The sequence below is a fragment of the Mycolicibacterium arenosum genome (genome assembly GCF_024320865.1).
Classification (GTDB): domain Bacteria; phylum Actinomycetota; class Actinomycetes; order Mycobacteriales; family Mycobacteriaceae; genus Mycobacterium; species Mycobacterium arenosum.
Map to the genome: position 1 here is coordinate 205809 of NZ_JANDBD010000007.1, position 22518 is coordinate 228326.

Here is a 22518-nt window from a genome sequence, read left to right on the forward strand (position 1 = left end):
CTCAGATCAGACCCTTCAGGATCAGGTTCCAGTACATCTGCGGCAGCGCGTAGCGGTCGAACGCCCACGCCGCCCGCCGCGGTGTCAGCGGATCGATCCCGAGCGGTAGTGACCCCGTCACGCCCGACCGATCGAACTCGCCGAACATCAGGCGGTGCGCGTCGGTCGCGATCGGCGCCACGGTGTAGCCGTCGTACTCCGTCATCGGGCCACCGTCGCGGGCTGCCTCCATGTTGTCCACCAGGATCGCGGTCTGCTTGCGCAGCGCACCGCCGGACGGGTCGGTGTCGACGGTCGCGGCGTCCCCGACCGCCCACACGTCGCGGTACCTGCGGTGGCGGAACGTGCGCGAGTCGACGTCGACCAGACCGGGCGAGTCCGCTGCCGTCAGCCCGCACTCCTCGAGCCAGCGCGGCCCGCGGAACGGCGGCACCAGATGCAGGAAGTCGAACGGCACCGTCTGAGATGCGTTGTCGCGCAACACCTCGACACCGTCCGGCTTCACGGCCGTCACCGTCGCGTCGTACAGCACGTGGACTCCGATCCCGTCGAGGTGCTCCTGCAGTCGGTCGTCGATCTCGGGCACGCCGAGCAGGCTCGGCCGGTCCACGACGAGCGTGATGTCGACGTCGACCATCCGGGTCCACCAGTGCGCGGCCGCCAGGAACAGCGGCTTGTACGTCGTACCCGTGCAACTCACCGGCGGCCGCGGCACCGTGAACACCGCACGCCCGCCGTCCGACAGCGACCGCACCAGCTCCCACGTCTTCTCCGCGTGATCGAGGTAGTTGCTCGCCACCGCCGGTGAGTTGATCGCCTCGTCGATCCCCGGCAGGGCCTCCTCGTCGGGTACCAGTCCCGTCGCGAGCACCAGCGCGTTGTACCGGTACGCGCGACCCGACCGACCCTGCACCGTCCTCGTGTCGGTGTGCACCGAGACCGCCGCGTCCTGCAGCCAGATGCAGCCGCGCGGGGTAACCGACTCCTGCGTGCGCTCCGCGCTGCTCTGCGCCACCTGCCCAGCGCCGACGTACGACAGCAGCGGCCGGTAGGTGTGCACCGCCAGCGGTTCGATGACCGCCACCCGCGACACGCCTCGCCGCAGCAGCCGGGCCGCGACGCTCAGCCCCGCGTTGCCGCCACCCACCACCAGTACGTCGAACGCCTCCTCCAGCCCATCGGGTTGCATGACACCGCCCTACCCGTTCCGGCGGCGCTGAACCCGGCCCGCGTTTCGCCACCCCACCGGCGGGTACCGCCCGACCATGGAGTCAGCCCGCTTCACCGACATCACCGTGCGCGTCGACGGCATCGAGCACCAGCGATGTATCGACAACCGCGTCACGCTGCTCGACCTGCTGCGCGAGCACCTCGGCGTCACCGCGCCGAAGAAGGGCTGCGACCACGGCCAGTGCGGCTCCTGCACGGTGCTGCTCGACGGCCGCCGGGCCACCACCTGCCTCGCGTTCGCCGTCGCGCACGACGGCGCCGACATCCAGACCGCCGCCGGGATGGGCGAGTCGGACAACCTGCACCCGGTCGCCGAGGCGTTCCTCGCGCACGACGGATTCCAGTGCGGCTACTGCACTCCCGGCCAGATCTGCTCGGCCGTCGGCATGCTCGACGAACACAAGCGGGGCGCCCCGAGCCACGTCACCGACGACCTCGAGGGCGACATCGACCTCACCGACGCCGAGATCCGAGAACGCATGAGCGGCAACCTCTGTCGCTGCGCCGCCTACCCCAACATCCTGGCCGCGATCAACGAGGCCGCCCGATGATCCCCTTCGACTACCACCGCGCCACCTCGGTGCAGGACGCCGTCGCCACGCTCGCCGACCGCCCCGACGCGGCCTACCTCGCCGGCGGCACCAACCTCGTCGACCACATGAAGCTCGGCGTCGCCGAACCCTCGCTCCTGGTCGACGTCGGCCATCTGCTGCCCCTCACCGAGCTGACGCTGCTCCACGACGGCACCCTGCGCATCGGCGCCGACGTCCGCAACAGCGACCTCGCCGCGGACCCGATCGTCCGCAGCCGCTTCCCCGTCCTGGCCCGCGCGCTGCTGTCGGGCGCCTCCGGCCAGCTGCGCAACCTCGCCACCACCGCGGGCAACCTGCTGCAGCGCACCCGCTGCGTCTACTTCCAGGACGTCACCACGCCGTGCAACAAGCGCACGCCCGGCTCCGGCTGCTCGGCGATCGGCGGCTACACCCGCTACCACGCCATCTTCGGGGCCTCCCGACACTGTGTCGCCGTGCACCCCTCCGACATGGCCGTCGCGATGGCCGCGCTGGACGCCGTCGTGATCTACGTGGACGCCGACGGGGAGCACCGCCTACCGCTCACCGACGTGCACCGGCTGCCCGACGACGAGCCGGACCGCGACACCAACCTCCCCCGCGGCGCCCTGATCACCGCCGTCGAGATCCCGCCCGCACCCGAGGGCGCCCGGTCCACCTACCGCAAGGTCCGCGACCGCGCCTCCTACGCGTTCGCGCTGACCTCGGTCGCCGCCGAGCTCGCCACCGACGGCGGCCGCATCACGTCGGCCCGCATCGCGCTCGGCGGGGTCGCGCACAAACCCTGGCGCGCCTACCGCGCCGAGTCCGTCCTCGTCGGCGAGTGGGCCACCGGCGACGTCTTCCGGCGCGCCGCCGACGTCGAGATGGAGATCGCGGAACCGTTGCCCGGCAACGAGTTCAAGGTCGACCTGACCCGCCGCGCGATCGTCGCCACCCTGACGTCACTCGAGGAAGGCACCACCCGATGACCGCCGTCGGCACACCGCTCACCCGTCTCGACGGCCCGGCCAAGGTCAGGGGGACGGCGTGGTACGCGTTCGAGTACCCGATCGGCGACGCGCTCTACCTGCACCCGCTGCAGGCCACCGTCGCACGCGGCTGGGTGTCCACGATGGACACCTCGGCGGCCGAGGCGCTCGACGGCGTGCACTCGGTCATCACCCCGTTCGACGCCCCCACGCTGGCCGACACCTCCGACGGCGACCTCACCGTCCTGCAGGACGAACTGGTGCACTACCGCGGCCAGCTGATCGGCGGCGTCATCGCCGACAGCGCTGAAATCGCCCGCCAGGCAGCCGGTCTCGTCGTCGTCGAGTACGACGAGTCCGGGCACGACACCGAGATCCGCGCCGATCACCCCGGCCTCTACAGGCCCGAGACCGTCAACCCGGACTACGACACCGACACCTCGGACGGCGACGTCGAGGCCGCGCTGGAGAACGCCGCGGTGCTCGTCGACGAGACCTACACGACACCGCACGAGCACAACAGCCCGATGGAACCCCACGCCACCATCGCGATCTGGGATCACGACGGCCCGCGGCTGACGCTCTACGACTCCACCCAGGGCGTCCACGTCGTGCGCCAGCAGATCGCCACGCTGTTCGGCATCGACGAGGAGCGGATCCGCGTCATCGCGAAGAACGTCGGCGGCGGCTTCGGGTCCAAGGGTGCGCCGCACTCGCACAACGTGCTCGCCGTGATGGCCGCCCAGCGCGTCGCCGGTCGGCCCGTCAAGTTGGCGCTGACCCGCCAGCAGATGTTCGCGATCGTCGGCTACCGCACGCCCACCATCCAGCACCTGCGCCTCGGCGCGGACCGCGACGGCAGGCTCACCGCGCTCAGCCACGCCGTCGTCGAGCAGACCGCCAGCGTCAAGGAGTACGCCGAGCAGACCGCCGTGTCGGCGCGGATGATGTACGCGAGCGAGACCCGCGAAACCAGCCACCGGTTGGCGACACTCGATGTGGCCGTGCCGTTCTGGATGCGCGCCCCCGGCGAGTGCCCCGGCATGTTCGCACTCGAGAGCGCGATGGACGAGTTGGCGGTCGCGTGCGGCCTGGACCCGATCGAGCTGCGCGTCCGCAACGAGCCAGCCGTCGAACCCGCGACCGGCAACCCCTGGTCCAACCGTCGGCTCGTCGAGTGCCTGCGTACCGGGGCGGAGCGCTTCGGGTGGGCCGATCGCGACCCCGAGCCGCGCGGCCGCACCGACGGCGAGTGGCTCGTCGGCACCGGCGTCGCCTCCGCGGTCTACCCGGCGATGACGATGTCGGGCAACTCCGTCCGCATCGAGTACACCGCCGACGCCCGCTACGTCGTGCAGATCGGCGCCGTCGACATCGGCACGGGTACGTGGACCACGCTGACGCAGATCGCCGCGGACGCGCTGGACTGCCCCGCCGACGAGATCGACCTGCAGATCGGCGACACCGATCTGCCGTCGGCGTCGGTGGAGGGCGGCTCGTCGGGCATCAGCTCCTGGGGTGCCACCATTCACGCTGCGGCACAGGCGTTCCGCGACGAGCACAGCGACAGCCCCATACCCGGCGCGTCGACCACCGCCGAGCAGCCCGAGAACTCCGACGCCGAGAACTTCGGCATGTACTCGTTCGGCGCGCACTTCGCCGAGGCCCGCGTCAACCGGTTCACCGGTGAGGTCCGGGTGTCCCGGATGCTCGGCGTCTTCTCCGTCGGCACGGTCATCAACCCGGCGACGCTGCGCTCGCAACTGCTCGGCGGCATGACGATGGGCCTGTCGATGGCGCTGCACGAGGAAAGCGTGCGCGATCACCGGTTCGGCCACATCGTCACGCAGGACTTCGCGAGCTACCACATCAGCTGCCACGCCGACATCCCCGACATGGAGGCGGTCGCCCTCGACGATTTCGACGAGCACGCGAACCCGATGGGCTCGCGCGGCGCCGGTGAGATCGGCATCGTCGGCTCGGCGGCGGCCATCGCCAACGCCGTGTTCCACGCGACCGGGGTGCGGGTGCGCGACCTGCCGATCACGTGCGACAAGCTGCTCGGCGGGTAGGGGCCGGGCGCTAACGTGCCAACAACTTGGCCTTCTGGGACTGGAACTCCGCGTCCGACAGGATGCCCTCGTTTCGGAGTTCCGCAAGCTTACGCAGTTCGTCGGCGATCAACGGCGACCCGGGGCTGGCTGTCGCGGGCGGACCCGTCGGGGTTGGCGCGGACCGAACGACGTTGCCGTGGAACAGCTTGTGTGCCCGAAACCAGTTCTCGATGAGTTCCGAGGTGCCATGGGCGACATCGACGAAGGCCAGCGTCGACCCGTTGCCGAGAATGTGGAGTCGGCGCTCCAGCATCTTGCCTTCCTTCGTCACTGAGAAGCCGGTGACGTCCGAGATGTGCACGCGGAATGCTTGGGTAAACTCCATCGACTTCACATACGCGGCGGTACCGTCCGGAAACTCAAGGATCTTGCCATTGCCGAAACCCAGGTTGTGCTTTATCGGAAGCGCGGCCACATGAACCTCCCTTTCATGCCGGGTGCGAGGTTAGCGCCCCGCACCGTCACTGTGCGACTAGCCCTGACTACCAAGCACTTCGATACGGCACTTCGGCCCGTGCGCACGCGCTAGCCTGCCATCTAACGTCACCAACGTGGCGTCGAGTGCCTCGGCCAGCGTCACGTAAAACGCGTCCCACCCACGGACCGAGTCCCGCAACTGCCACACCCGCTCCAGCATCCACCGATGGGAGTGCCGCTCACCGGGCCAGTCGCGTAGGTCGGCCACCGCCTGTCCAGCTGCCGTTCCGTCGAGAGCGCCGCGCATGTACTGCGCGCGAATCACGCCGAGCACCTCGACATCGACGACTTCAGGGGCAGCCTGATCCGGCTCAACAGCTAGTCGCGCCGCGATCTCAGCGGACCGAGGGGTGTCCGCTACAACCTCGAACAAGCACGACGCGTCAACGACCAGCATCGGGCCACTCACCACGCCACTCGTCGAGATTCGCCAGTACATCGGTCGTAGCGATCCTCGACGGACGGCGGTCAGTACGGCGCAACCATTCTGCGATGGATGGCCGCGCGGCGATTCGCGTCGCTTCGCGGCGCAGCAGCTCGGGAACGGTAATCCCCTCCTCGCCGGCCCGCCTCAGCAGGCCCGCATATACATCGTCGTCGATGTCGCGAATTTGCACGGTCTTAGGCATAAGTGCACTATAACATGCGATATTGCATCACTGCTGGTAGACGCCTCGACGAACCCACGGCCGTACCTCTAACGTGGACTCGTGAGAGTCGCCATCGTCGGAGCCGGGATCTCGGGAGTCACTTGCGCGCGCGCCCTGCTCGACCGCGGGGTCGAGGTGGAACTGATCGACCGCGGGCGCGCCCCCGGCGGACGGCTGGCCTCCCCGCGGGTGCACGACCGCCGGGTCGACATCGGTGCGGCGTACTTCACCGCCAAGGAGCCCGATTTCGTTGCGGCGGTGAAGCACTGGAACGAGCTCGGCGCGGTGCGGGAGTGGACCGACACGCTCGACGTCTACTCCCCCGACGGCCACAGCCGCTCGACGGGACCGATCCGCTACGCCGCTCCCGACGGCCTGCGCAGCCTCGTCACCGGCTCGCTGCCGACCGACGTCCGCTCCCAGAACGAGATCGGCGCGCTCGCCGAACTGGACCACGACGCCGTCGTGCTCGCGATGCCCGATCCCCAGGCGGCGCGGCTGGCTCCCGACGCGTTCGACTGGGTCGAGTACGAACCGGTGATCGCCGTCGCCGCGGGCTGGTCGCAGCGCCGCTGGCCGGTCGCCGACGCCGCGTTCGTCAACGACGACCCCGACCTGACGCTGATCGCCGACGACGGCTCGCGCCGCGGGGACGGCGCCGCCGTGCTGGTCGCCCACACCACCGCCGACCTGGCCCGCGCCCACCTCGACGCGCCGGACGGTGCGATCGCACCCGTGCTGGCCGCCGTCGGCCGCGTGCTGGGCGTCGACGCCGAACCGGAGTGGACCCACGTCCACCGCTGGACCTTCGCCAAACCCGTGAACACGCACGGGGATTCCGAGTTCGGCCTGGTTACGCACCAGGGCCGGCCGCTCGGTGCGTGCGGGGACACCTGGTGTCCGTCCGGCGCGCCGCGGGTCGAGTCGGCGTACCTGTCGGGGCATCGGCTCGGAACGGCGCTGGCGGAGCGACTCGGATGATCGCCACCGTCGCCCGCGTCATCCTCGCCGCGTTCATGCTCTTCGCCGGCGCCGCGCACTTCTTCTCGCGCACCACCTTCTACGCCCAGGTGCCGCCGTGGCTGCCGCTCAACGCCGACTTCGTCGTCATCGCCTCGGGGGTGGTGGAGCTGGCCCTGGGGGCGGCACTGCTGCTGTGGACCCGGCGCCGCGTCGCGGTCGGGTGGGTGCTGGCCGCGTTCTTCGTCGCCGTCTTCCCCGGCAACATCTCCCAGTTCATCACGCACACCGATGCTTTCGGCCTCGACACCGACACCGCCCGCGGGATCCGGCTGCTGTTCCAGCCGGTGCTGGTCGTCTGGGCGCTGTGGTGCACCGGAGCGTGGTCGGCCTGGCGTCGCGCTAGGGCCCGCCCTTCCAGTGCTCGATCCGATGGTGGTCCGGCGTGAACCCGTGCTCGACGCCCCACAGCACGGCCTGAGTGCGACTGCTGACGCCGATCTTGCGGTAGGCGCTGCGGATGTACGACTTAACCGTGTTGGGGCTGAGGTAGGTCAGCCGGGCCACGTCGGCGTTGCTCTTGCCCTGGGTGATCAGCGCCAGGATCTCCGACTCGCGGTCGCTGAGGCCCTCCCCGCGGCCCGGCCAGTCCTGCCCGACGGGCGAGCGCGTGCCGCTCGGCGGATCGCTGAACACCACCTCGCCGGCGTGCACCGCCTCGAGAGCGGCGACCAACTCACTAGCCGGCAGCGTCTTCGACAGGTAACCGTGCGCGCCGTGCGCCTTCGCACTCTCGATGAGCTCGGGATGGAAGTTCCACGTGTACACCACGACTCGACGCGCGGCGGGGTTGGCGACCAGGTGGCCGATCTCCTCGTGGTCGGACTCCGGCTGCGCGAACGAGTCGTACAGCACGATGTCGACGGGGTCCTGCACACCCATCGTCGAGTCGATCTCCGCGACGATCACCCGGTCGCGGTACTTGTCGAACATGTTCGCCACGCCGATCAGCACCACGTCGTAGTCGTCGACGAGCGCCACGGTGATCGGCTTACTCGGCGACGTGGGCACGGGTAGAGATTACCGCCCTAGGGGTGTAGTCGGACCACCCCAAAGGGTCAACGATTGACACCAGAGTCGGGCGCCGCTCGACCACTGACCAAAGGGGAACCCCCGTGATCATTCTCGGAATCGTGCTCATCGTCCTCGGGCTCATCCTGCCCGCCCTCGTACCCACCTTCGCCTTCGCGCACCTGCTCGTCGTCGTCGGGGTGATCCTGCTGATCGTCGGCATCGTGCTGGCGCTCGTCGGACGCACCGGCCGGGCAGTCGGCGGCCGCCGGCACTACTACTAGGCCGCGTTGACCGGGACCGGGCCGCGCGCCTCGCGGCCCGGTCCCCACGCGTCGTCCCGCCGTGACAGGCTCGAAGTGCACATCACGCGACACCTTCGAGGAGCACCATGACGGATTCGACGACCGCCGCCGCTGCCGGCACGATCACCATCGGCGATCTGACCGTGAATCGGCTGGGCTTCGGCTCGATGCGGCTGACGGGCAAGGGCGTCTGGGGACCGCCCGACGATCACGACGAGTCGATCCGGGTGCTGCGTCGCGCCGTCGAACTCGGCGTCAACTTCATCGACACCGCCGACTCCTACGGCCCGTACGTCGCCGAGGATCTCATCCGCGAAGCCCTGCACCCGTACGCCGACGACCTGGTGATCGCGACCAAGGCGGGGCTGCTGCGCACCGGACCGGACGTCTGGGTCCCGCTGGGCAATCCCGCGTACTTGCGCCAGGAGGTCGAGATGAGCCTGCGTCGGCTGGGCGTCGACACCATCGACCTGCACCAGCTGCACCGCATCGACCCGAACTTCCCGCTGGAGGACCAGGTCGGCGAGCTCGCGAAGCTCAAGGAGGAGGGCAAGATCCGGCACATCGGACTGTCCGAGATCGACGCCGACCAGTTGAGGGCCGCACAGAAGGTCGCGCACATCGTGTCCGTGCAGAACCTCTACAACCTGACCACCCGCACCGCGGAGCCGCTGCTCGAGGAAACCGAGGAGCAGGGCATCGCGTTCATCCCGTGGTTCCCGCTGGCGGCCGGACCGCTGGCGGAGACCGACGGCCCACTCGGCTCGTTGGCGTCCGACCACGGCGCCAGCCCGTCGCAGCTGGCGTTGGCCTGGCTGCTCAAGCGCTCACCGGTGATCGTGCCCATCCCCGGCACCTCGCGCGTCGACCACCTCGAACCGAACGTCGCGGCAGCGGGCATCGAGCTCACCGACGCCGAGTTCGCGGCGATCGACAAGGCGACCGCGCAGTGAGCTGACCCGACATCGACACCGAAACGCCGGTCCTTCGGGGCCGGCGTTTCGTCGTCGAAACGTCGCGTAGATCACGTCCATTCGACGTTCGGTTTCGCGTCGTCGCGCCGTCCACCTCCACAGAAGCACGAAGCGCCGCGCTGAGGCGGCCGAGGAGGAGAGTGACATGAGCGAGTTGACCAACAAGGCCGAGGAACTGGCCGGCCGGGCGAAGGAAGCCGCCGGCGACCTGACCGACAACGACGACCTCAAGGCCGACGGCGCGGGCCAGCAGGCCAAGGCCCAGGTGAAGCAGGCCGTGGACACCGCGGCCGAGAAGGCCGATGAGGTCAAGGACGCCGTCGCGGACAAAGCCGAAGACGTCGCCGAGGACGTGAAGGACACGGCGCGCCAGGCCGTCGACACCGTGACCGAGAAGACCGAACAGGTGAAGACCGCCGTCGCCGACAAGACCCCGGCCCCCGCGGTGTTCGCCGTCGTCGCGGTCGCCGGTGTCGCCGTGTACGTCGGACTCCGCATCCGCTCGGCGGCGCAGCGCCGCGACCGCACCCGCCGTGCGGCGAGGGTCGCCAAGGCCAGCTTCTCAGCTCTGAAGTCCTGATCCCGCGGCGGTTCGACGCCGCCGCCCCACCCGTCGACAGCCGACCGGCTGCCGATACCCACACAAGGAGGAATCACCATGGGAATCGTCGACAAGGCCAAGAACGCCGCCGAGGACGCCGTCGGCAAGGTCAAGGAGGTCGTCGGTGACGTCACCAACAACGACGAGCTGAAGGCCGAGGGCCAGAAGGATCAGGGCGTCTCGGGCGTCAAGAAGGTCGGCGAGAACATCAAGGACAAGCTGACCTAAAGCTCACCCTGCGGGACCGGGTCGCGCATTGCGGCCCGGTCCCCACTGGTCCCTCAGGAGGATGCGTGCGGATACTCGGGAGAACGGTTCTGGAACGCCAGGATATCGGGGTTCAGAATGCGTCCGTCCTGAATCTCGATGGCGCGCTTGAGGGTCGGGTCCTTCTCCCACGCGTCGGGCCCGTCCAGCGCGTCACTCAGGTACGGCAGCAGCGCCTCGCTGATCTCCCACGTCGCCGCGTTCCACAGGTACGACGGGCTGTGATCGACCGCGTAGTAGGTGATGTTGTCGCCGACCGTGAACGTCGGGTCGGTGAACGTGGTCGGGCGCGCCCAGCTGAAACCCATTCCCTCGTCGCACGATACGTCGACGATGAGGCTGCCCGGCCGGAACGCCGCGAGGTCGTCGTCGTTCAGAAACACCAGGGGCGCGTTCGGATCCTGCAGCACGCAGTTGACGACGACATCTGCCTCGGCCAGGAACCCGGCCAGCGGCACGGTGCCGTCGTCGGTCTGCACCATCCCGGCCTCGCCGTCGAACTGCAGCATCTCCGCGGAGTGGATCGGGGACGACACCTCGTTCACCGGCCGATTGGTGAGGATCTGAATCTCGTTGACACCGAGCGCGTTCAGGCCCGTCACCGCACCGCGGCCGGTCGAACCGAAGCCGAGCACCACCGCGCGCAGCCGACGGCCGTACATGCCCGTCGACCCGATCAGCTGCAGCGCGTGCTGCACCGAGGCGTAGCCGGCGAGCTCGTTGTTCTTGTGGAAGACGTGCAGTTTGAACGAGCCGTCGCTGCGCCACAGGTTCATCGCCTCGAAGGCGAGCAGCGTCAGCTTGCGATCGATCGCCTGCTGCGTCAGCTCCCGATCCTGCACACAGTGCGGCCAGCCCCACAGCACCTGGCCGTCGCGCAGCTCGGCGAGGTCGGCCGGATCCGGCTTCAGCAGCAGGATGACGTCGCACTCGGCGATGAGGTCCGCGCGGGACCTCACGCCGCCGACGTGGCGCGCCAAATCCTCGTCCGAGACCCCGAAGTCGGAGCCGTACCCCGTCTCGAGGAACACGCGCTTCGCCACGCCCCGGTCGAGCCGGTCGAGGTGAAGCGGGTGTATGGGCAGGCGCTGCTCGTTCTCCTTGCGGGTGCGGGCCAGCACGCCGAGGGTCAGGGGGCTCATCGCCATAGCGTCTCACCGCGCGCAGCTGAGAGAACACTCAGGACGTCTCCCGACCGGACCGTACCGTTGTCACCAGGGGCGCAGCGTTGCGGCGATGCCCCGGTCTGGAGAATCATCGACGAACCGACGAGAACGAGGACGACTGCAGCATGCTCGAATTGAGCACGACGACGTGGGTAGTGACGATCGGCTTGATCATCGCGCTCCTGGCCATCGACCTCACTCTGGCGGCGCTTCGCCCCCACCGCGTCGGATTCCGCGAAGCGAGCGCGTGGTCGGTGTTCTACATCCTGGTCGCGATCGGCTTCGGGGTCTGGTTCACCATGGCCTACGGCGGCGACTACGGAACCCAGTACTTCGCCGGCTACATCGTCGAGAAGAGCCTGTCGGTCGACAACCTCTTCGTCTTCGTGATCATCATGGGCACCTTCGCGGTGCCCGAGGAACACCAGCACAAGGTGCTCACCTTCGGCATCATCCTGGCGCTGATCATGCGGGGGATCTTCATCGTCGTCGGCGCCACCCTGCTCTCGATGTTCTCGTTCATGTTCCTGCTGTTCGGAATCCTGTTGATTTACACCGCTGTTCAGCTGTTCCGACACCGCGACGAGGACCCCGACGTCGAGAACAACTTCGTGATCAAGGCGACCCGTCGCTTCCTGCCCGTCAGCGACGACTACGACGGCGGCAAGCTGTTCACCCGCAAGAACGGACGCCGAATGGTGACGCCGCTGCTGGCGGTCCTCATCGCCATCGGCTGCGTCGACCTGCTGTTCGCGCTCGACTCGATTCCGGCGGTGTTCGGCGTCACCGAGGAGCCGTTCATCGTGTTCACCGCCAACGCCTTCGCGCTGCTGGGCCTGCGGGCACTGTTCTTCCTGGTCAAGGGTCTGCTGGACCGGCTGGTGTACCTGTCGACGGGCCTGTCGATCATCCTGGCGTTCATCGGCGTGAAGCTGGTGCTGCACTGGGGCCACGTCGACATCGACCCGCGGATCCCCGAGGTCAACACCTACCTGAGCCTGGTCGTCATCGTGGTCATCCTCGCCATCGTGACCGTGGCGAGCCTGATCAAGACCCGGCGCGACCCGACCGCCAAGGCGCACGCCGGTTCGCTGACCGGTAGCCACGAGGATGCGAAGGCCGTCGACTAGGCACAGGTGGACATCGCCACAGCGCGGTCGTCGGCACTGATCCTCAACTGCCACTTGGCCGCAACCCGCAGGTACCTCATGACGAACGGGCACGCGAACGACGCGTTCGGGGGAAGCCAGGTGCCGGGGCCCGAGTCCGACTTGGACTGGTTGAGGTCGCCCGACACCGCCAGCAGGTTCTCGGTGTCGTTGGCGAACAGGACGCGTTTGTCCACCGGCCAGGCCGCCGCCCCGGCGTCCCACGCCCGCCCCAGCGCGAACACGTGGTCGATCTCGACGGCCCGCGGGTCCGCGGAGGTGAAGGGGATCGTCGTCCCGCTGTACGGATCGTCCAGCAGGCCCGAGACCACCTTGCAGTCCCCCGTGCCGGGCTTGAACTCCACCCGCCGCAGCTGGTCGGCCAGCACCCGGTTGCGGGTGTCGCATCCGGTGCGCTCGACGTCCTTCCACGCCGGCCCGAACACGCATCCCCTGCCGGGACTGCAACTGCGGTCGTAGCCGGAGACGTTCGGCAGCGCCGGAACGACCGGGATGCGGGTGAGCAACTGCCCGATCTCACCGGACGGGGCGATGGTCGGCGGGCTCGGCGCGGTGGTCACCGGCTGCGCGCTGGGCGGCGTCGCGGTGACGAAGAACCGCTCGGCCGACGGCGCCGCACTCGAGCACGCCGCGCACGCGAACGCGAGGCACGCCAGCCACCGGAGCGCATGCAACGGTGAACCCACGCTGCCCCCTCCGCGTCGACGGTCTACCACGACGTCACCCATCCTGGCATCACCCACCGACGTTGTGCGCCGTAGTAGCAAACGATTTCATCCGTCCGACCGACGGCGGGATTCGGTGCGCGCTACGGTGGAAGCGTCGAGCCCGATGAGCTGGAGACCGGCCGGTGCGATCAAGCGGGCTCACCACGCGACACTGGGAAAGGGCTGTCAATGAGCGTCACTCTCCAAAAGGGCGGAAACGTCTCGCTGTCCAAGGCGGCGCCGAACCTCACCGCCGTGATGGTCGGCCTGGGGTGGGACGTTCGCAGTACCACCGGGGCCGATTACGACCTCGACGCCAGCGCGCTCGCCTGCGGGGAGAACAAGAAGGTGCTCTCCGACAGCCACTTCATCTTCTACAACAACCCGAGGTCGCCGGACGGATCGATCGAGTGCGGGCCGGACAACCTGACCGGCGAGGGCGACGGTGACGACGAGTACATCGACGTCGACCTCGTCGCCGTGCCCCCGAACATCGCGAGCATCGTGTTCCCGGTGTCGATCCACGACGCCGACGTCAGGCGCCAGACGTTCGGCCAGGTCCAGAACGCCTACATCCGGGTCGTCGACAAGAACACCGGCAGCGAACTGGCCCGCTACGACCTCGCCGAGGACGCGTCCACCGAGACCGCGATGGTGTTCGGTGAGCTGTACCGCCGCGACGGCGAGTGGAAGTTCCGCGCCATCGGGCAGGGCTACGCGTCGGGTCTCGCGGGGATCGCCCGCGACTACGGCGTCAACATCGGCTGACCGTCACTCGAACGGCTGCAGCGCCGACATCCCCGCCAGCAGGTCGCTCACCGTTCGGCCCGGTTCGGGGGCGGTGTCCGGCACGAACGTCCAGGGGTTGCGCGTCCACGGGTCCAGCATCACGCCGTCGGTGATCACGATGTGCTGGCTGTACTCGGACAGCTCGCGCATCCGTGAATCGGTTCCGTCCCAGTTGTTCTCGCCCACGATGAGCAGTGACGAACCGAGACCCGACTTGGCCGCGAGGGCGATCACGTCGCCGAGCGCCTCGGGCGGCAGCCCGAATCCGAAGTCGGCGAACACCACCACCGACGCCGGTGACCGCTGACCGTCCACGCCCAGTCGCATCTCCGCCAGGTCCGCGGCGTCGACGAGCTCTTTGAGCCGTGGCGCGATGTCGGCGGAGTCGCTGACGACGGGTCGGACCATCCGGTGGGCCAGTGGGTGGCTCAGCGCGTGCAGCCCGCCCGCCAGGTCGATCACGTCGAGCGTCGGCGCCGGATGCGGTGACGCTGCCAGCAGGCGCAGCACCAGGGCCGTCAGCACCGGAACGGCGGCGCTGGACTCGACGGTCTCGATCCACATCGGCCGGCGCAGCGGGGCAGGCACGCAGAACGGGATGCTCAGCGGGCCGAGCTCGGCGTTCGACAGCGAGCCGATGCGCACGGCGTCACCGGCTTCCGGGCGACGGCGCCACGCGGGGGACTTCCAGCTCGCCATCGACGGCGGCAGGGTGTCGTCGACCTCGCGCAGTTCGTTGACCAGATACGTCGAATCCCTGTCGTAGTCGGCTCTGGCCCGCGCGATCAGCTCGTCGTGCCGCTGGTGCGCGGAGTTCGACGCCGCCGTCGCCGCGGGGGTGTTCCTGGTCGCGGGATCCGCGATGGCCGCCGACAGCTCGTCGTCGAGCCGTGACGTCGCGTACTCGCGTGCCGACAGGAACGCCGCGCTGATCCGCGCCGCGTCCTCGTAGATCATCCAGATCCGTTGCAGCGGTTCGACGGTCGGACCGGGCGACGGTTGCGGTGGCTGGTCGGGTTCGACGGCGGGTGGCGCTGCGGCGGTGGGTATCGCGCTACCCGTGAGCCCGTGTGCCGCCAGCAGTTCGGGCAGTCCGCCGGCGTACCCCTGGCCCACTGCGCGCAGCTTCCACGTCGGGCCGCGGCGGTACACCTCGAAGCAGACCGTCGCCGGGAACGGGTCGGACACCGCGAAGGTGACGTCACCGATCGCGCAGTCGAACGCACCGGGCCGCGGGCCACCGGTGTAGGCGATGCACAGCACCCGCTGCACCGCGTCGTCGACGACATCGAGGTCAACGTGGATCACGTTGTCCCGCAGGGCTATTCCGCCCCCAATGGGACGCCCCGTGACGATCAGGCGTTCCGGGGCGTCGGCCCGGCCCTGCTCGTTCACCGCCAGCGCGGCGACGCCGTCGACGCCTGCGGGCGCACGGAACTCGACCGACCGCGAACCCCACTCGACGTTCTGCCCCGCGACCAGTGCCCCCATGGCGAGACCCCGTCAGACCCAGCGGCTGAGCTGCGGGGCCGCCTCGCCCGGATGCTTCGCCTGGAAACCGTCGCCGATCGCCTGCAGCTTCCAGTCGGATCCGGCGCGGAAGAACTTGGCCATCACCATCGCGGTGGTCTTCATCTTCGGGCCGGTCAACGTGTAGCGGGCCAGCTCGGAGTTGGTGGTGGCGTCGACCAGCCGGCAGAAGGCGTTGCTCAGCATGTCGAACGTGTGGCCGCTGTACGAGGTGACGATGAACATCACCTGCGTGACGTGTGCCGGGATCCGATTCAGGTCGACGACGATGACCTCGTCGTCACCCTCGCCCTCACCGGTGAGGTTGTCCCCCATGTGGCGCACCGAGCCGTCCTTCGACACCAGCTGCCCGTAGTAGGCGACGTCGACGACCTGGTGGTCGGCGAACAGGATCGCCGACGCGTCCAGGTCGATGTCGGGCGTGCGGTTGCCGAACATGCCGCCCTTCTTGATCGGATCCCAGCCGAGGCCCATCCGCACGGACGTCAGCGCGACGCCGCCGTCCTTCTTGAGCGATACCTGCTGCCCTTTGGCGAGGCTGACGGTCCGACCCTTCACCAGGCTGACCTCGCCGGGCTGTGAGGGCGGCGGTGGTGGAGGTGGAGGAGGCGGTGGCGGCGCGGCAGGCGTCGGTGGCGGGGGCGGCGGTGGGGGTGGTGGCGGCGGAGGAGGCGTGGCGGGTGGCGGGTACGCCGACGGCGGCGTGACCGGCGGCGGTGGCGGCGCGGGAGCGTCGTCGACCGACACCCCGTGGTCCTTCACCAGATCCGCGAACCCACCCGCGTACCCCTGCCCGACGGCGCGGACTTTCCACGCGTCGGCCCGGCGGTACAGCTCGAGCGCGATCACCACGGATTCCGAGGACAGGCCGTCGATGCGGTACTCGTAGAGCGGTCGTCCCGTGCCGTCGGCGATGCTGGCCACCGGCGGAGCCGACGCGCCGAAGTTGCTGCTCGCGTTCTCGAGGGTGATGACGGCGCGCACCTTGGCGATGTCGGCGGGCACGGCGCTCAGCGACACCGCGACGCTGGCGGGCTGGCCGCCGGCACCCGGTTGCAGGCGAACCCCCGGCCCGGTCGGCTGGTTGAAGAAGACGAAGTCCGCGTCGGACCGCACCTTCCCGGTGTCGGTCACCAGCAGCGCCGACAAATCCGCCGGTGCCGACAGCTGGACCGAGATGACCACGTCCGCCGACGTGAGCGCCGCGTTCTGACCCTTGGCCAGTTGATCGGTCAACGGAAAACCCCTTCTCGACGTGTCTGTGGCCCAACCTTATTGCAGTGCTCGTTGCTCGCGGGCCGGCTTCTCCGCGACCGAGTGCGCGAACCAGTCCAAGATCGCCTTCGCGGCGGCCGCTCCCGCCGTGTCCGTCACGGTCAGCGTCGGGATGGTCCAGCCCTGGGCGTGCAGCTCGCCGTGCGACGGCCGCATGGCGGCGTCGGCGGATTCGAGGAGTTCGGCGTCGAGCGCACCGTCGCCGGCGGCCAGCAGCGGTGCCGACGCGTCGAGCGCGCCGGCGTCGACGAGCCGGCGCCGCACCTCGGCCACCGCGTGCGACTTGCACAGCGAGATCGGCACGGAGTAGATCTTGCGGCCCTGACGCGACACGATCCAGCCCCGCGGCGCGCACCACTCCCGCCACGCCTCGAGGAAGTCCGCGGGCAACAGCTCCTCGTCGACGACCAGATAGCAGAACAGGTCCTCGGCGATGCGGAAGTTCCTCACCCACGCGTCGCTCACCCGTGCCCGCAGCGCGGCGACGACGTCCGTCAGCGGCGTGCTGGTGTCGTTGATCCGCTGGAACACCGCCGCGGTCCACGCCCGATCGGCCACCCCGTCGCAGAGGATGGTTCCGCCGTTGCTCGTCACGGCGTACCGAAACGGCGCCCCCGGCAGCGTGATCCTGGTGAACTGCTCGACGGTGCGGGTGGTCGCGGGGATGACGTGATGCGTGGCGGCGAGCGCGGTCAGCCGCTCGACCGCACCGGGCGTCATGAACGAGATGGGCTCGCCCCGGTAGATCTCCACGCACACCGCGGTCGCGGGGTCGGTGACGAACCGCCGCGAGTAGATCAGCGTGCGATCCAGGTCGCTGGCAAGCAGCGCGGTCGTCGCTCTCATTCCGTCACGTCCTTGATGAGCCCGACGCACGCGTACGCCAGCGACGGGTCCTCGACCACCTGCACGCCACGGGACTCGGCGAGCATCCGGATGTGCCGATGATCGTCGGAGTCCATGTCGCGCAACACGATCAACCACGGTACCCGGCGCAACAGCACCCGCGTCGTCTCGCCGATGCCCGGCTTGACGAAGTTCGCGGTGCCGATCCCGTACTCCTGCCGGATCCGCTCGACGGTCTCCCACCCGGCCCAGGTCGGCGTCCGGTCCGCCGCCGCCAACGCCGCCAGTTCGGTCTGCACCGCGTCGGCGACGGCGTCGAACTGCTGGGTGACGGCGTCCAGGAAGGTCGCGGACTGGTCGTCGTCGGCCAGCTCCCGGTAGAACTTCGCGCCGTGGAACTGACCGGGGGCGATGAGACGGGCGTTCAGCACGGTGCGCGACACCAGTCCCGACACCGTCGAGTTGAGGCAGGCGGAGGCGATCAGGAAGTCGTCGCGGGTGCCGAAGGTGCGGACACACGATCCGGGGTCGGCCAGCACGGCAAGGTCCGGGTTGAAGCGGACGCCCGACGCCTTCTCGTACTCGACGAGGGCCTCGCTCAACTCCTTGGTGATGGCGCCCTTTCCGGTCCAGCCGTCCACGAAGACCACCTGCGCGGGATCGTGGTGCGCGGCCAGGTAGTCCAGCGCGGCGAAGTCGATGCCCCTGTCGCGCACGATGGACACCGCGTAGTGCGGCAGTGTCAGACCGTGACGGTGCATCGCCCACCGGCGCATCAGGATGCCGATCGGCGTGCCGGCACGGGCCAGTGACACCAGCACGACGTCGCTACCCCGTTCGGCGAGAACGAGTTCCGTGACCACACCGACGGCCGTCGCCAACCGGGCCGACGTCTGCGCGAGCACCTCCGCGAACAGCGCCCGATAGGTGGCGTCCGGCTGGTACTCGATGGGCAGCGACTCCGCGTAATGCGCCCGCCCGTGCTGGATCGCCCGCTCACGTTCCTCGGTCGGCGCCTCCAACGGCACATCCGACAGGTCGGTGAGCAACCACCGCACCTCGTCGGGGGCGTACGAGCCGAAGTCCGGACCGACAAGTGGAGTCATCGTGACCGCGCCAGCGCGTCGGCATCCGGGCCGCCGACCACGACGACCAGGACGTCGTAGCCCGCCGCGGTCAGCGCGTCGACGATTCCGCCGTCGGCCTCGACCCGGTCGGTGGCCGCCACCGCGTCCACGACGAGCACCGCCTGCGCGCCGGGCCAGCCGTTGTACATGTAGCGCGACCCGTCCTCACCGCGCTCGCAGGGGTGGAACGTGAAGCCGGTGCGCAGCGGGTAGCCGGGGGCGTCGTGGACGTACGCCGGCGAACGGGTGCTGGTCTGGAACCGCGTGTCGAACCCGCGTCCGGTGAGCGAATCGGCAAGCCGCAGCGGCAGATACATCAGCTCCTCGTGGCCGATCACCAGGACGGGTTGACCCGGCGTCAGCGCGTCGCCGACTCGGACGGCGAGCTCGTCGACGGCCGCGTCGAACGGCGCGCGATCGGTGCGCAGGAAGCCGTGCCTGCCGCCCTCGGGCACGGTGGCCGGCCAGTCCGCCGCGATCCGGCGGTGGCGCCCGCGCCGTGCGCCGGTGGGATTGAGCGCCGGCGCCGCGAGCTCGTTGACCGCCGCGGTCATGCCCTCGGGGAGCACGACGCGGCCGGTGCCGAGGCTGACGAAGTCGATGGGCACCCCGAGTTCGGCGGCCGCATCGCGAACCCGGTCGCGATGGGCGTCGGTGCGCAGGTCGACCAGCGAGGACACCACGTAGTGCGGTCGCGGGAGCACGTCGTGCAGCGCCGCGATGGCCGCGAGTGCCGTAGTGCCGGTGGAGATCTCGTCGTCGACGATGACGAGGGGGCGAGCACCGTCGAAGACGTCGGCGCCCGACGGCTGCACCGTGTGGTCGGTCGCGTGGGAGTGCCCCTCCTGGAACGCCGCGTACACGCGGTCGGGGGTGGCGTCGCGGCGGGTCGTGTGTATGTACGTGGCGGCGTCGAGACCGTCGGCGACGCAGTGCCCCAGGCTCGTCGCGGTCTCCGCCATGCCGAGCACGTCGACGTCGGCGGCCGTGTCGGACAGCACCTCTCGCGTGCAGGCGGCCAACCGGTGTCCGGCGTCGACCACGGCTGCGGGTGGGACGGCGATGTGCTTGCCGAGCACGGTCGACACCAGCAGATGCGCTCGCCGCGGGTTCCGTCGCAGCCCCGGCAGCACCAGGTCGGTGGCCGGTTCCGAACCTCCGACGTCGATGATCTCGAAGCCGAAAACCTGGGTGGCCCAGGCATTCCGGACGGCGGTCACCGGGCCGCCAACGCCGTGAGGAGGTCGACGAAGGTGACGCCCTCCGCGGCGACGCCGAAGACCCGTGCGCGCCGGACGACGTTCTCCGCCCACACCCGGTGCGGGCGGGCCTCGTTCATCTTGTTGCGGAACTCCGAGGCGCGGACCCCGCCCGCCGTCTCCGCCAGCACGTCGGTGGCGTCGCGGTACTCCTCGAGGGTGACGACGGCCAGCGCGTGCACGGCGGCGATGTGCGTGGGGTGGATGACGGTCTTGCCGGACAGCCCGTTGGCCCGGTCGAGGATGAGCTCCCGCAGCAGGCCGTCGAGGTCGCGGCTGACCAGGTGCTCGCGGAAGCGCACGGCGTCCTGCTCCTCGAACGGCGTTGTGCGCAGCTGTGATCGGAACAGCCGCTCGTGATCGGCGAAGTACTCCCACACCGGACCGGTGATGACGTGACCGCTGCCGTCGGCACGTCCGAGGTAGTTGACGATGTCGCCGATGGCACTGGCGACCACGCCGACGTCGTAGATGGTCAGGTCGCGGTCGCGCCGGATTCCGTACGTGCCGCACAGGTCGGTGGCGCCGACGCGCACGGCCAGCACGATGCTGCGGTAGCGGTCCAGAAGCTGTTGCAGCGCAGTGAGTTCGACGTCGCGTCCCGGCCGGTGGATCACCTCGCCCGTTTCGAGAACCGGCATGCAGTACAGCCGCCGGCCCAGGCGGTCACCCGCCTCGGCGACGGCGCGCAGGTAGGTCTCGCCGACGCGTGCGGTGAACTTGGGGAAGACGAAGCCGGACAGGGCTTCCGCACCGGACGTCAGGCCCTCGCAGATGCGGCCGAGGCAGTCCAGTGTCCGCACGCGTACGAACAGCTGGCTCTCCCGAGCGGCGCCCGTGCGTGCCAGGGTGTCGAGGGCGTCGACCGCGTTCTCCAGCGCGGCGCTCGCGGCGTGATCGCCGATGGCGTCCTCGAGGTCGAGCACGATCGCGCAGACGCCCTCCGAGATACGCCGCGCAACGGCGGCGGCCAGGTCGACGCGATCGGCGGGCACGTACAGCGTCGCGCCCAGCGACAGCGCGAGCAGCCGCGGATCGGAGTGCTCGGTCAACTGTTCGGGCTCGAGGTGGAAGAGCCGATCCACCTCGTCCGGCGCGAGATGCCGGAAGTGTTTGATCGACTTCGTGCTGGTCTGCGGCGTTGCAGCAGTCATCGAGCGGCCCCCTGTCGAATGCGACTGACTACGTTCGCGATGAACTCGGAGACCTCACCCAATGAGCGCTGATACGCCCAGTAGTCGGGGTGGGTGCCGCCGATGTCGTCGACGATACGATCGATCCTGGCCGCCTGAGCGTCAAGCACGCTGCCCCATTCCGGCACCACACCGCGGTCGACCGCCAACCGTTGAGCGTCGCGCAACCGGAATCGGACGTCGCGGGCCCGCTGCTCCGGCTCGGCGCGGATGGCCCGCAGTTCAGCCAACCGGTCGGCGACGTCGTCGACGTGCCGCTCGGCCGCCGCGAGCTCCGTGCGCGCCTGCTTGGCGAAGTCGAGTGCGTCCTCGGGGCGATGCGCGTCGCGCGCGGCGACTGCCTGCCGGTACAGCGCCTCGGCGCGTTCGATGTGGCCGCGACTCACCTTCTCGGTGTCGACCAGGTCGGCGGAGCTCTTGGCGTTGAACTCCCTCAGCAGCGACGAGATGAGCGGCGGTACGCCCGCGGCTCTGGTGCGTACCGCGTCGAGCCGGGTTCCGACCGACGCGACGGTGCGGCGAGCCTGTTCCCCGCGCTGCGGGGCCTCATCGAGCACCCGGAGCAGCGCGGCCGACGTGAGGCGCAGCTGCTCGACGGCCTTCCTCGTCGCCGCCAGGTCGGTTCGGTCACGCGCGTCCTGGAGACGCGCCGTCGCCGCATCCAGCTGGTCGCGTGCGTGCCGCACCGACGGGTAGTCCTGCAGCTGCGGCTCGGCGGCGGACTGCCTCTGACGCGCGTCGTGGGCGGACCGGATCGCCGCATCGACGTCCGACGTCAGCGCAAGCACTTTGTTCGTCGCCGAGTCCAGCACAGAGCGGTGGCGGTCGTAGAACGCGTCCAACCCGGCCCGAGCGCTCTCCAGCATGGCGGCCGCGTGCGCGATCTCCGCACCCGTGGCCGGGGGTCCGCCCTCCGGGTCCGACGACGACCGGCCGGCGACACCGAGGTACACCGCGGACGCTTCGTAGCAGGCGTTCTGGACCGCGTCCCACTCCCGCTGCAGATCCGCCCTCGGCGAAAAGGCCGCCGCAGCGTCCACCGCGGACTCGGCGATGCTCTGCCGCCGGTCCATGTCGAGGAACGTACTGGTGAGCTGGCTCAACGCGGCCGCGTCCTGTGCTTCGTCGGACGGGCGGCGAGACCACCTCAGCCACCTGCTGGCCACTCGGCAATCCTAGCCGCGCGTCGTCGGCTGCCTCGCGAGAACTTTCCTCGACAACGCGGGCGAATCGACTACGGTTGATCAAGCCGGGGGATTCACAGC

25 protein-coding genes are annotated in these 22518 nt (G+C 69.6%); 11 read left to right on the top strand and 14 right to left on the bottom strand.

The annotated features are described in order from the left end of the window. Position 1: 1 nt before the first annotated feature. Entirely contained in the window at positions 2-1189 is a 1188-nt protein-coding gene (locus tag NM203_RS18065; RefSeq protein WP_255061434.1) for an NAD(P)/FAD-dependent oxidoreductase, read from the bottom strand. Between the two features lie 76 nt (positions 1190-1265). Between NM203_RS18065 and NM203_RS18070 the strand changes: the two genes are divergently transcribed. From NM203_RS18070 to NM203_RS18080, 3 genes are read left to right on the top strand one after another with little or no spacing between them, the layout of a single operon-like run. Then, positions 1266-1781 (top strand): 2Fe-2S iron-sulfur cluster-binding protein, encoded by a 516-nt coding sequence (locus NM203_RS18070; protein ID WP_255061435.1) that lies wholly within the window; start codon positions 1266-1268, stop codon positions 1779-1781. Then, positions 1778-2773 (top strand): FAD binding domain-containing protein, encoded by a 996-nt coding sequence (locus NM203_RS18075; RefSeq protein WP_255061436.1) that lies wholly within the window; start codon positions 1778-1780, stop codon positions 2771-2773. Before NM203_RS18070 ends, NM203_RS18075 begins: the two co-directional genes overlap by 4 nt. Beyond that, a complete protein-coding gene (locus NM203_RS18080) occupies positions 2770-4845 on the top strand; it encodes a xanthine dehydrogenase family protein molybdopterin-binding subunit (protein WP_255061437.1) in 2076 nt (691 codons plus the stop codon). The genes NM203_RS18075 and NM203_RS18080 overlap by 4 nt, the downstream gene beginning before the upstream one ends. A gap of 10 nt (positions 4846-4855) precedes the next feature. Here NM203_RS18080 and NM203_RS33345 read toward each other — a convergent pair whose 3' ends face one another. From NM203_RS33345 to NM203_RS18095, 3 genes are read right to left on the bottom strand one after another with little or no spacing between them, the layout of a single operon-like run. Next, complete coding sequence (locus NM203_RS33345) at positions 4856-5302, bottom strand: SHOCT domain-containing protein (RefSeq protein WP_255061439.1); 447 nt, start codon at positions 5300-5302, stop codon at positions 4856-4858. Between the two features lie 57 nt (positions 5303-5359). After that, the gene (locus NM203_RS33440) at positions 5360-5803 is read right to left on the bottom strand and encodes a type II toxin-antitoxin system VapC family toxin (RefSeq protein ID WP_332843501.1); all 444 of its coding nucleotides are present in this window, start codon (positions 5801-5803) and stop codon (positions 5360-5362) included. Beyond that, positions 5748-5993 carry an antitoxin gene (locus NM203_RS18095; protein WP_255061441.1) on the bottom strand — a complete coding sequence of 82 codons (246 nt, stop codon included), beginning with the start codon at positions 5991-5993 and terminating at the stop codon, positions 5748-5750. Before NM203_RS18095 ends, NM203_RS33440 begins: the two co-directional genes overlap by 56 nt. An 81-nt stretch (positions 5994-6074) precedes the next feature. Between NM203_RS18095 and NM203_RS33350 the strand changes: the two genes are divergently transcribed. Continuing rightward, entirely contained in the window at positions 6075-6995 is a 921-nt protein-coding gene (locus tag NM203_RS33350) for an NAD(P)/FAD-dependent oxidoreductase (RefSeq protein WP_255061442.1), read from the top strand. After that, complete coding sequence (locus NM203_RS18105; RefSeq protein WP_255061443.1) at positions 6992-7423, top strand: DoxX family protein; 432 nt, start codon at positions 6992-6994, stop codon at positions 7421-7423. The genes NM203_RS33350 and NM203_RS18105 overlap by 4 nt, the downstream gene beginning before the upstream one ends. On the opposite strand, the gene NM203_RS18110 is transcribed toward NM203_RS18105, so the two are convergent. Continuing rightward, positions 7377-8045, bottom strand: coding sequence for a response regulator transcription factor (locus NM203_RS18110; protein ID WP_255061444.1), 669 nt, complete (start codon positions 8043-8045; stop codon positions 7377-7379). The two genes, NM203_RS18105 and NM203_RS18110, sit on opposite strands and share 47 nt — an antisense overlap. A 104-nt stretch (positions 8046-8149) precedes the next feature. Here NM203_RS18110 and NM203_RS18115 point away from each other — a divergent pair, with 104 nt between their 5' ends. The 4 genes from NM203_RS18115 (at position 8150) to NM203_RS18130 (ending at position 10153) form a co-directional block, all read left to right on the top strand. Beyond that, complete coding sequence (locus NM203_RS18115) at positions 8150-8329, top strand: DUF6131 family protein (RefSeq protein ID WP_255061445.1); 180 nt, start codon at positions 8150-8152, stop codon at positions 8327-8329. A gap of 107 nt (positions 8330-8436) precedes the next feature. Further along, a complete protein-coding gene (locus tag NM203_RS18120; protein WP_255061446.1) occupies positions 8437-9303 on the top strand; it encodes an aldo/keto reductase in 867 nt (288 codons plus the stop codon). A 166-nt stretch (positions 9304-9469) separates the two neighbouring features. Further along, positions 9470-9904 carry a CsbD family protein gene (locus NM203_RS33545; protein WP_408633372.1) on the top strand — a complete coding sequence of 145 codons (435 nt, stop codon included), beginning with the start codon at positions 9470-9472 and terminating at the stop codon, positions 9902-9904. A gap of 78 nt (positions 9905-9982) precedes the next feature. Continuing rightward, entirely contained in the window at positions 9983-10153 is a 171-nt protein-coding gene (locus tag NM203_RS18130; RefSeq protein WP_255061447.1) for a CsbD family protein, read from the top strand. 53 nt (positions 10154-10206) lie between these two features. Here the strand turns inward: NM203_RS18130 and NM203_RS18135 are convergent, their stop codons facing one another. Further along, positions 10207-11334, bottom strand: coding sequence for a N(5)-(carboxyethyl)ornithine synthase (locus NM203_RS18135; RefSeq protein ID WP_255061448.1), 1128 nt, complete (start codon positions 11332-11334; stop codon positions 10207-10209). Positions 11335-11483: 149 nt separating this feature from the next. Between NM203_RS18135 and NM203_RS18140 the strand changes: the two genes are divergently transcribed. Beyond that, complete coding sequence (locus NM203_RS18140; RefSeq protein ID WP_255061449.1) at positions 11484-12488, top strand: TerC family protein; 1005 nt, start codon at positions 11484-11486, stop codon at positions 12486-12488. Here NM203_RS18140 and NM203_RS18145 read toward each other — a convergent pair. Then, on the bottom strand, positions 12485-13213 hold the full coding sequence (locus NM203_RS18145; RefSeq protein WP_255061450.1) for an HNH endonuclease family protein: 729 nt from the start codon (positions 13211-13213) through the stop codon (positions 12485-12487). The genes NM203_RS18140 and NM203_RS18145 overlap by 4 nt on opposite strands. 210 nt (positions 13214-13423) lie before the next feature. Here NM203_RS18145 and NM203_RS18150 point away from each other — a divergent pair, with 210 nt between their 5' ends. Then, positions 13424-14002 (top strand): TerD family protein, encoded by a 579-nt coding sequence (locus NM203_RS18150; protein ID WP_255061451.1) that lies wholly within the window; start codon positions 13424-13426, stop codon positions 14000-14002. Positions 14003-14005: 3 nt separating this feature from the next. Here the strand turns inward: NM203_RS18150 and NM203_RS18155 are convergent, their stop codons facing one another. The 7 genes from NM203_RS18155 to NM203_RS18185 are packed head-to-tail and all read right to left on the bottom strand — an operon-like array spanning position 14006 to position 22419. Continuing rightward, positions 14006-15514, bottom strand: coding sequence for a TerD family protein (locus tag NM203_RS18155; protein ID WP_255061452.1), 1509 nt, complete (start codon positions 15512-15514; stop codon positions 14006-14008). A gap of 12 nt (positions 15515-15526) precedes the next feature. Then, the gene (locus tag NM203_RS18160) at positions 15527-16789 is read right to left on the bottom strand and encodes a TerD family protein (RefSeq protein WP_255061453.1); all 1263 of its coding nucleotides are present in this window, start codon (positions 16787-16789) and stop codon (positions 15527-15529) included. A 36-nt stretch (positions 16790-16825) separates the two neighbouring features. Next, entirely contained in the window at positions 16826-17674 is an 849-nt protein-coding gene (locus NM203_RS18165; protein WP_255061454.1) for an HAD family hydrolase, read from the bottom strand. Then, positions 17671-18780, bottom strand: a complete 1110-nt coding sequence (locus NM203_RS18170) for a cysteine protease StiP family protein (protein ID WP_255061455.1) — start codon at positions 18778-18780, stop codon at positions 17671-17673. The genes NM203_RS18165 and NM203_RS18170 overlap by 4 nt, the downstream gene beginning before the upstream one ends. Then, positions 18777-20021: a phosphoribosyltransferase family protein gene (locus NM203_RS18175; RefSeq protein WP_255061456.1), complete on the bottom strand. Its 1245-nt coding sequence runs from the start codon at positions 20019-20021 to the stop codon at positions 18777-18779. The genes NM203_RS18170 and NM203_RS18175 overlap by 4 nt, the downstream gene beginning before the upstream one ends. Beyond that, a complete protein-coding gene (locus NM203_RS18180; RefSeq protein WP_255061457.1) occupies positions 20018-21214 on the bottom strand; it encodes an HpcH/HpaI aldolase/citrate lyase family protein in 1197 nt (398 codons plus the stop codon). Before NM203_RS18180 ends, NM203_RS18175 begins: the two co-directional genes overlap by 4 nt. Then, positions 21211-22419 carry a coiled-coil domain-containing protein gene (locus NM203_RS18185; protein WP_255061458.1) on the bottom strand — a complete coding sequence of 403 codons (1209 nt, stop codon included), beginning with the start codon at positions 22417-22419 and terminating at the stop codon, positions 21211-21213. Before NM203_RS18185 ends, NM203_RS18180 begins: the two co-directional genes overlap by 4 nt. Positions 22420-22518 lie beyond the last annotated feature (99 nt).

Bases quoted from the DNA above. Each gene is read 5' to 3' on its own strand.
- NM203_RS18065 (WP_255061434.1), bottom strand. From the start codon at position 1,189: ATGCAACCCGATGGGCTGGAGGAGGCGTTCGACGTACTGGTGGTGGGT.
- NM203_RS18070 (WP_255061435.1), top strand. From the start codon at position 1,266: ATGGAGTCAGCCCGCTTCACCGACATCACCGTGCGCGTCGACGGCATC.
- NM203_RS18075 (WP_255061436.1), top strand. From the start codon at position 1,778: ATGATCCCCTTCGACTACCACCGCGCCACCTCGGTGCAGGACGCCGTC.
- NM203_RS18080 (WP_255061437.1), top strand. From the start codon at position 2,770: ATGACCGCCGTCGGCACACCGCTCACCCGTCTCGACGGCCCGGCCAAG.
- NM203_RS33440 (WP_332843501.1), bottom strand. From the start codon at position 5,803: ATGTACTGGCGAATCTCGACGAGTGGCGTGGTGAGTGGCCCGATGCTG.
- NM203_RS18095 (WP_255061441.1), bottom strand. From the start codon at position 5,993: ATGCCTAAGACCGTGCAAATTCGCGACATCGACGACGATGTATATGCG.
- NM203_RS18105 (WP_255061443.1), top strand. From the start codon at position 6,992: ATGATCGCCACCGTCGCCCGCGTCATCCTCGCCGCGTTCATGCTCTTC.
- NM203_RS18120 (WP_255061446.1), top strand. From the start codon at position 8,437: ATGACGGATTCGACGACCGCCGCCGCTGCCGGCACGATCACCATCGGC.
- NM203_RS33545 (WP_408633372.1), top strand. From the start codon at position 9,470: ATGAGCGAGTTGACCAACAAGGCCGAGGAACTGGCCGGCCGGGCGAAG.
- NM203_RS18130 (WP_255061447.1), top strand. From the start codon at position 9,983: ATGGGAATCGTCGACAAGGCCAAGAACGCCGCCGAGGACGCCGTCGGC.
- NM203_RS18135 (WP_255061448.1), bottom strand. From the start codon at position 11,334: ATGAGCCCCCTGACCCTCGGCGTGCTGGCCCGCACCCGCAAGGAGAAC.
- NM203_RS18140 (WP_255061449.1), top strand. From the start codon at position 11,484: ATGCTCGAATTGAGCACGACGACGTGGGTAGTGACGATCGGCTTGATC.
- NM203_RS18150 (WP_255061451.1), top strand. From the start codon at position 13,424: ATGAGCGTCACTCTCCAAAAGGGCGGAAACGTCTCGCTGTCCAAGGCG.
- NM203_RS18155 (WP_255061452.1), bottom strand. From the start codon at position 15,514: ATGGGGGCACTGGTCGCGGGGCAGAACGTCGAGTGGGGTTCGCGGTCG.
- NM203_RS18165 (WP_255061454.1), bottom strand. From the start codon at position 17,674: ATGAGAGCGACGACCGCGCTGCTTGCCAGCGACCTGGATCGCACGCTG.
- NM203_RS18170 (WP_255061455.1), bottom strand. From the start codon at position 18,780: ATGACTCCACTTGTCGGTCCGGACTTCGGCTCGTACGCCCCCGACGAG.
- NM203_RS18180 (WP_255061457.1), bottom strand. From the start codon at position 21,214: ATGACTGCTGCAACGCCGCAGACCAGCACGAAGTCGATCAAACACTTC.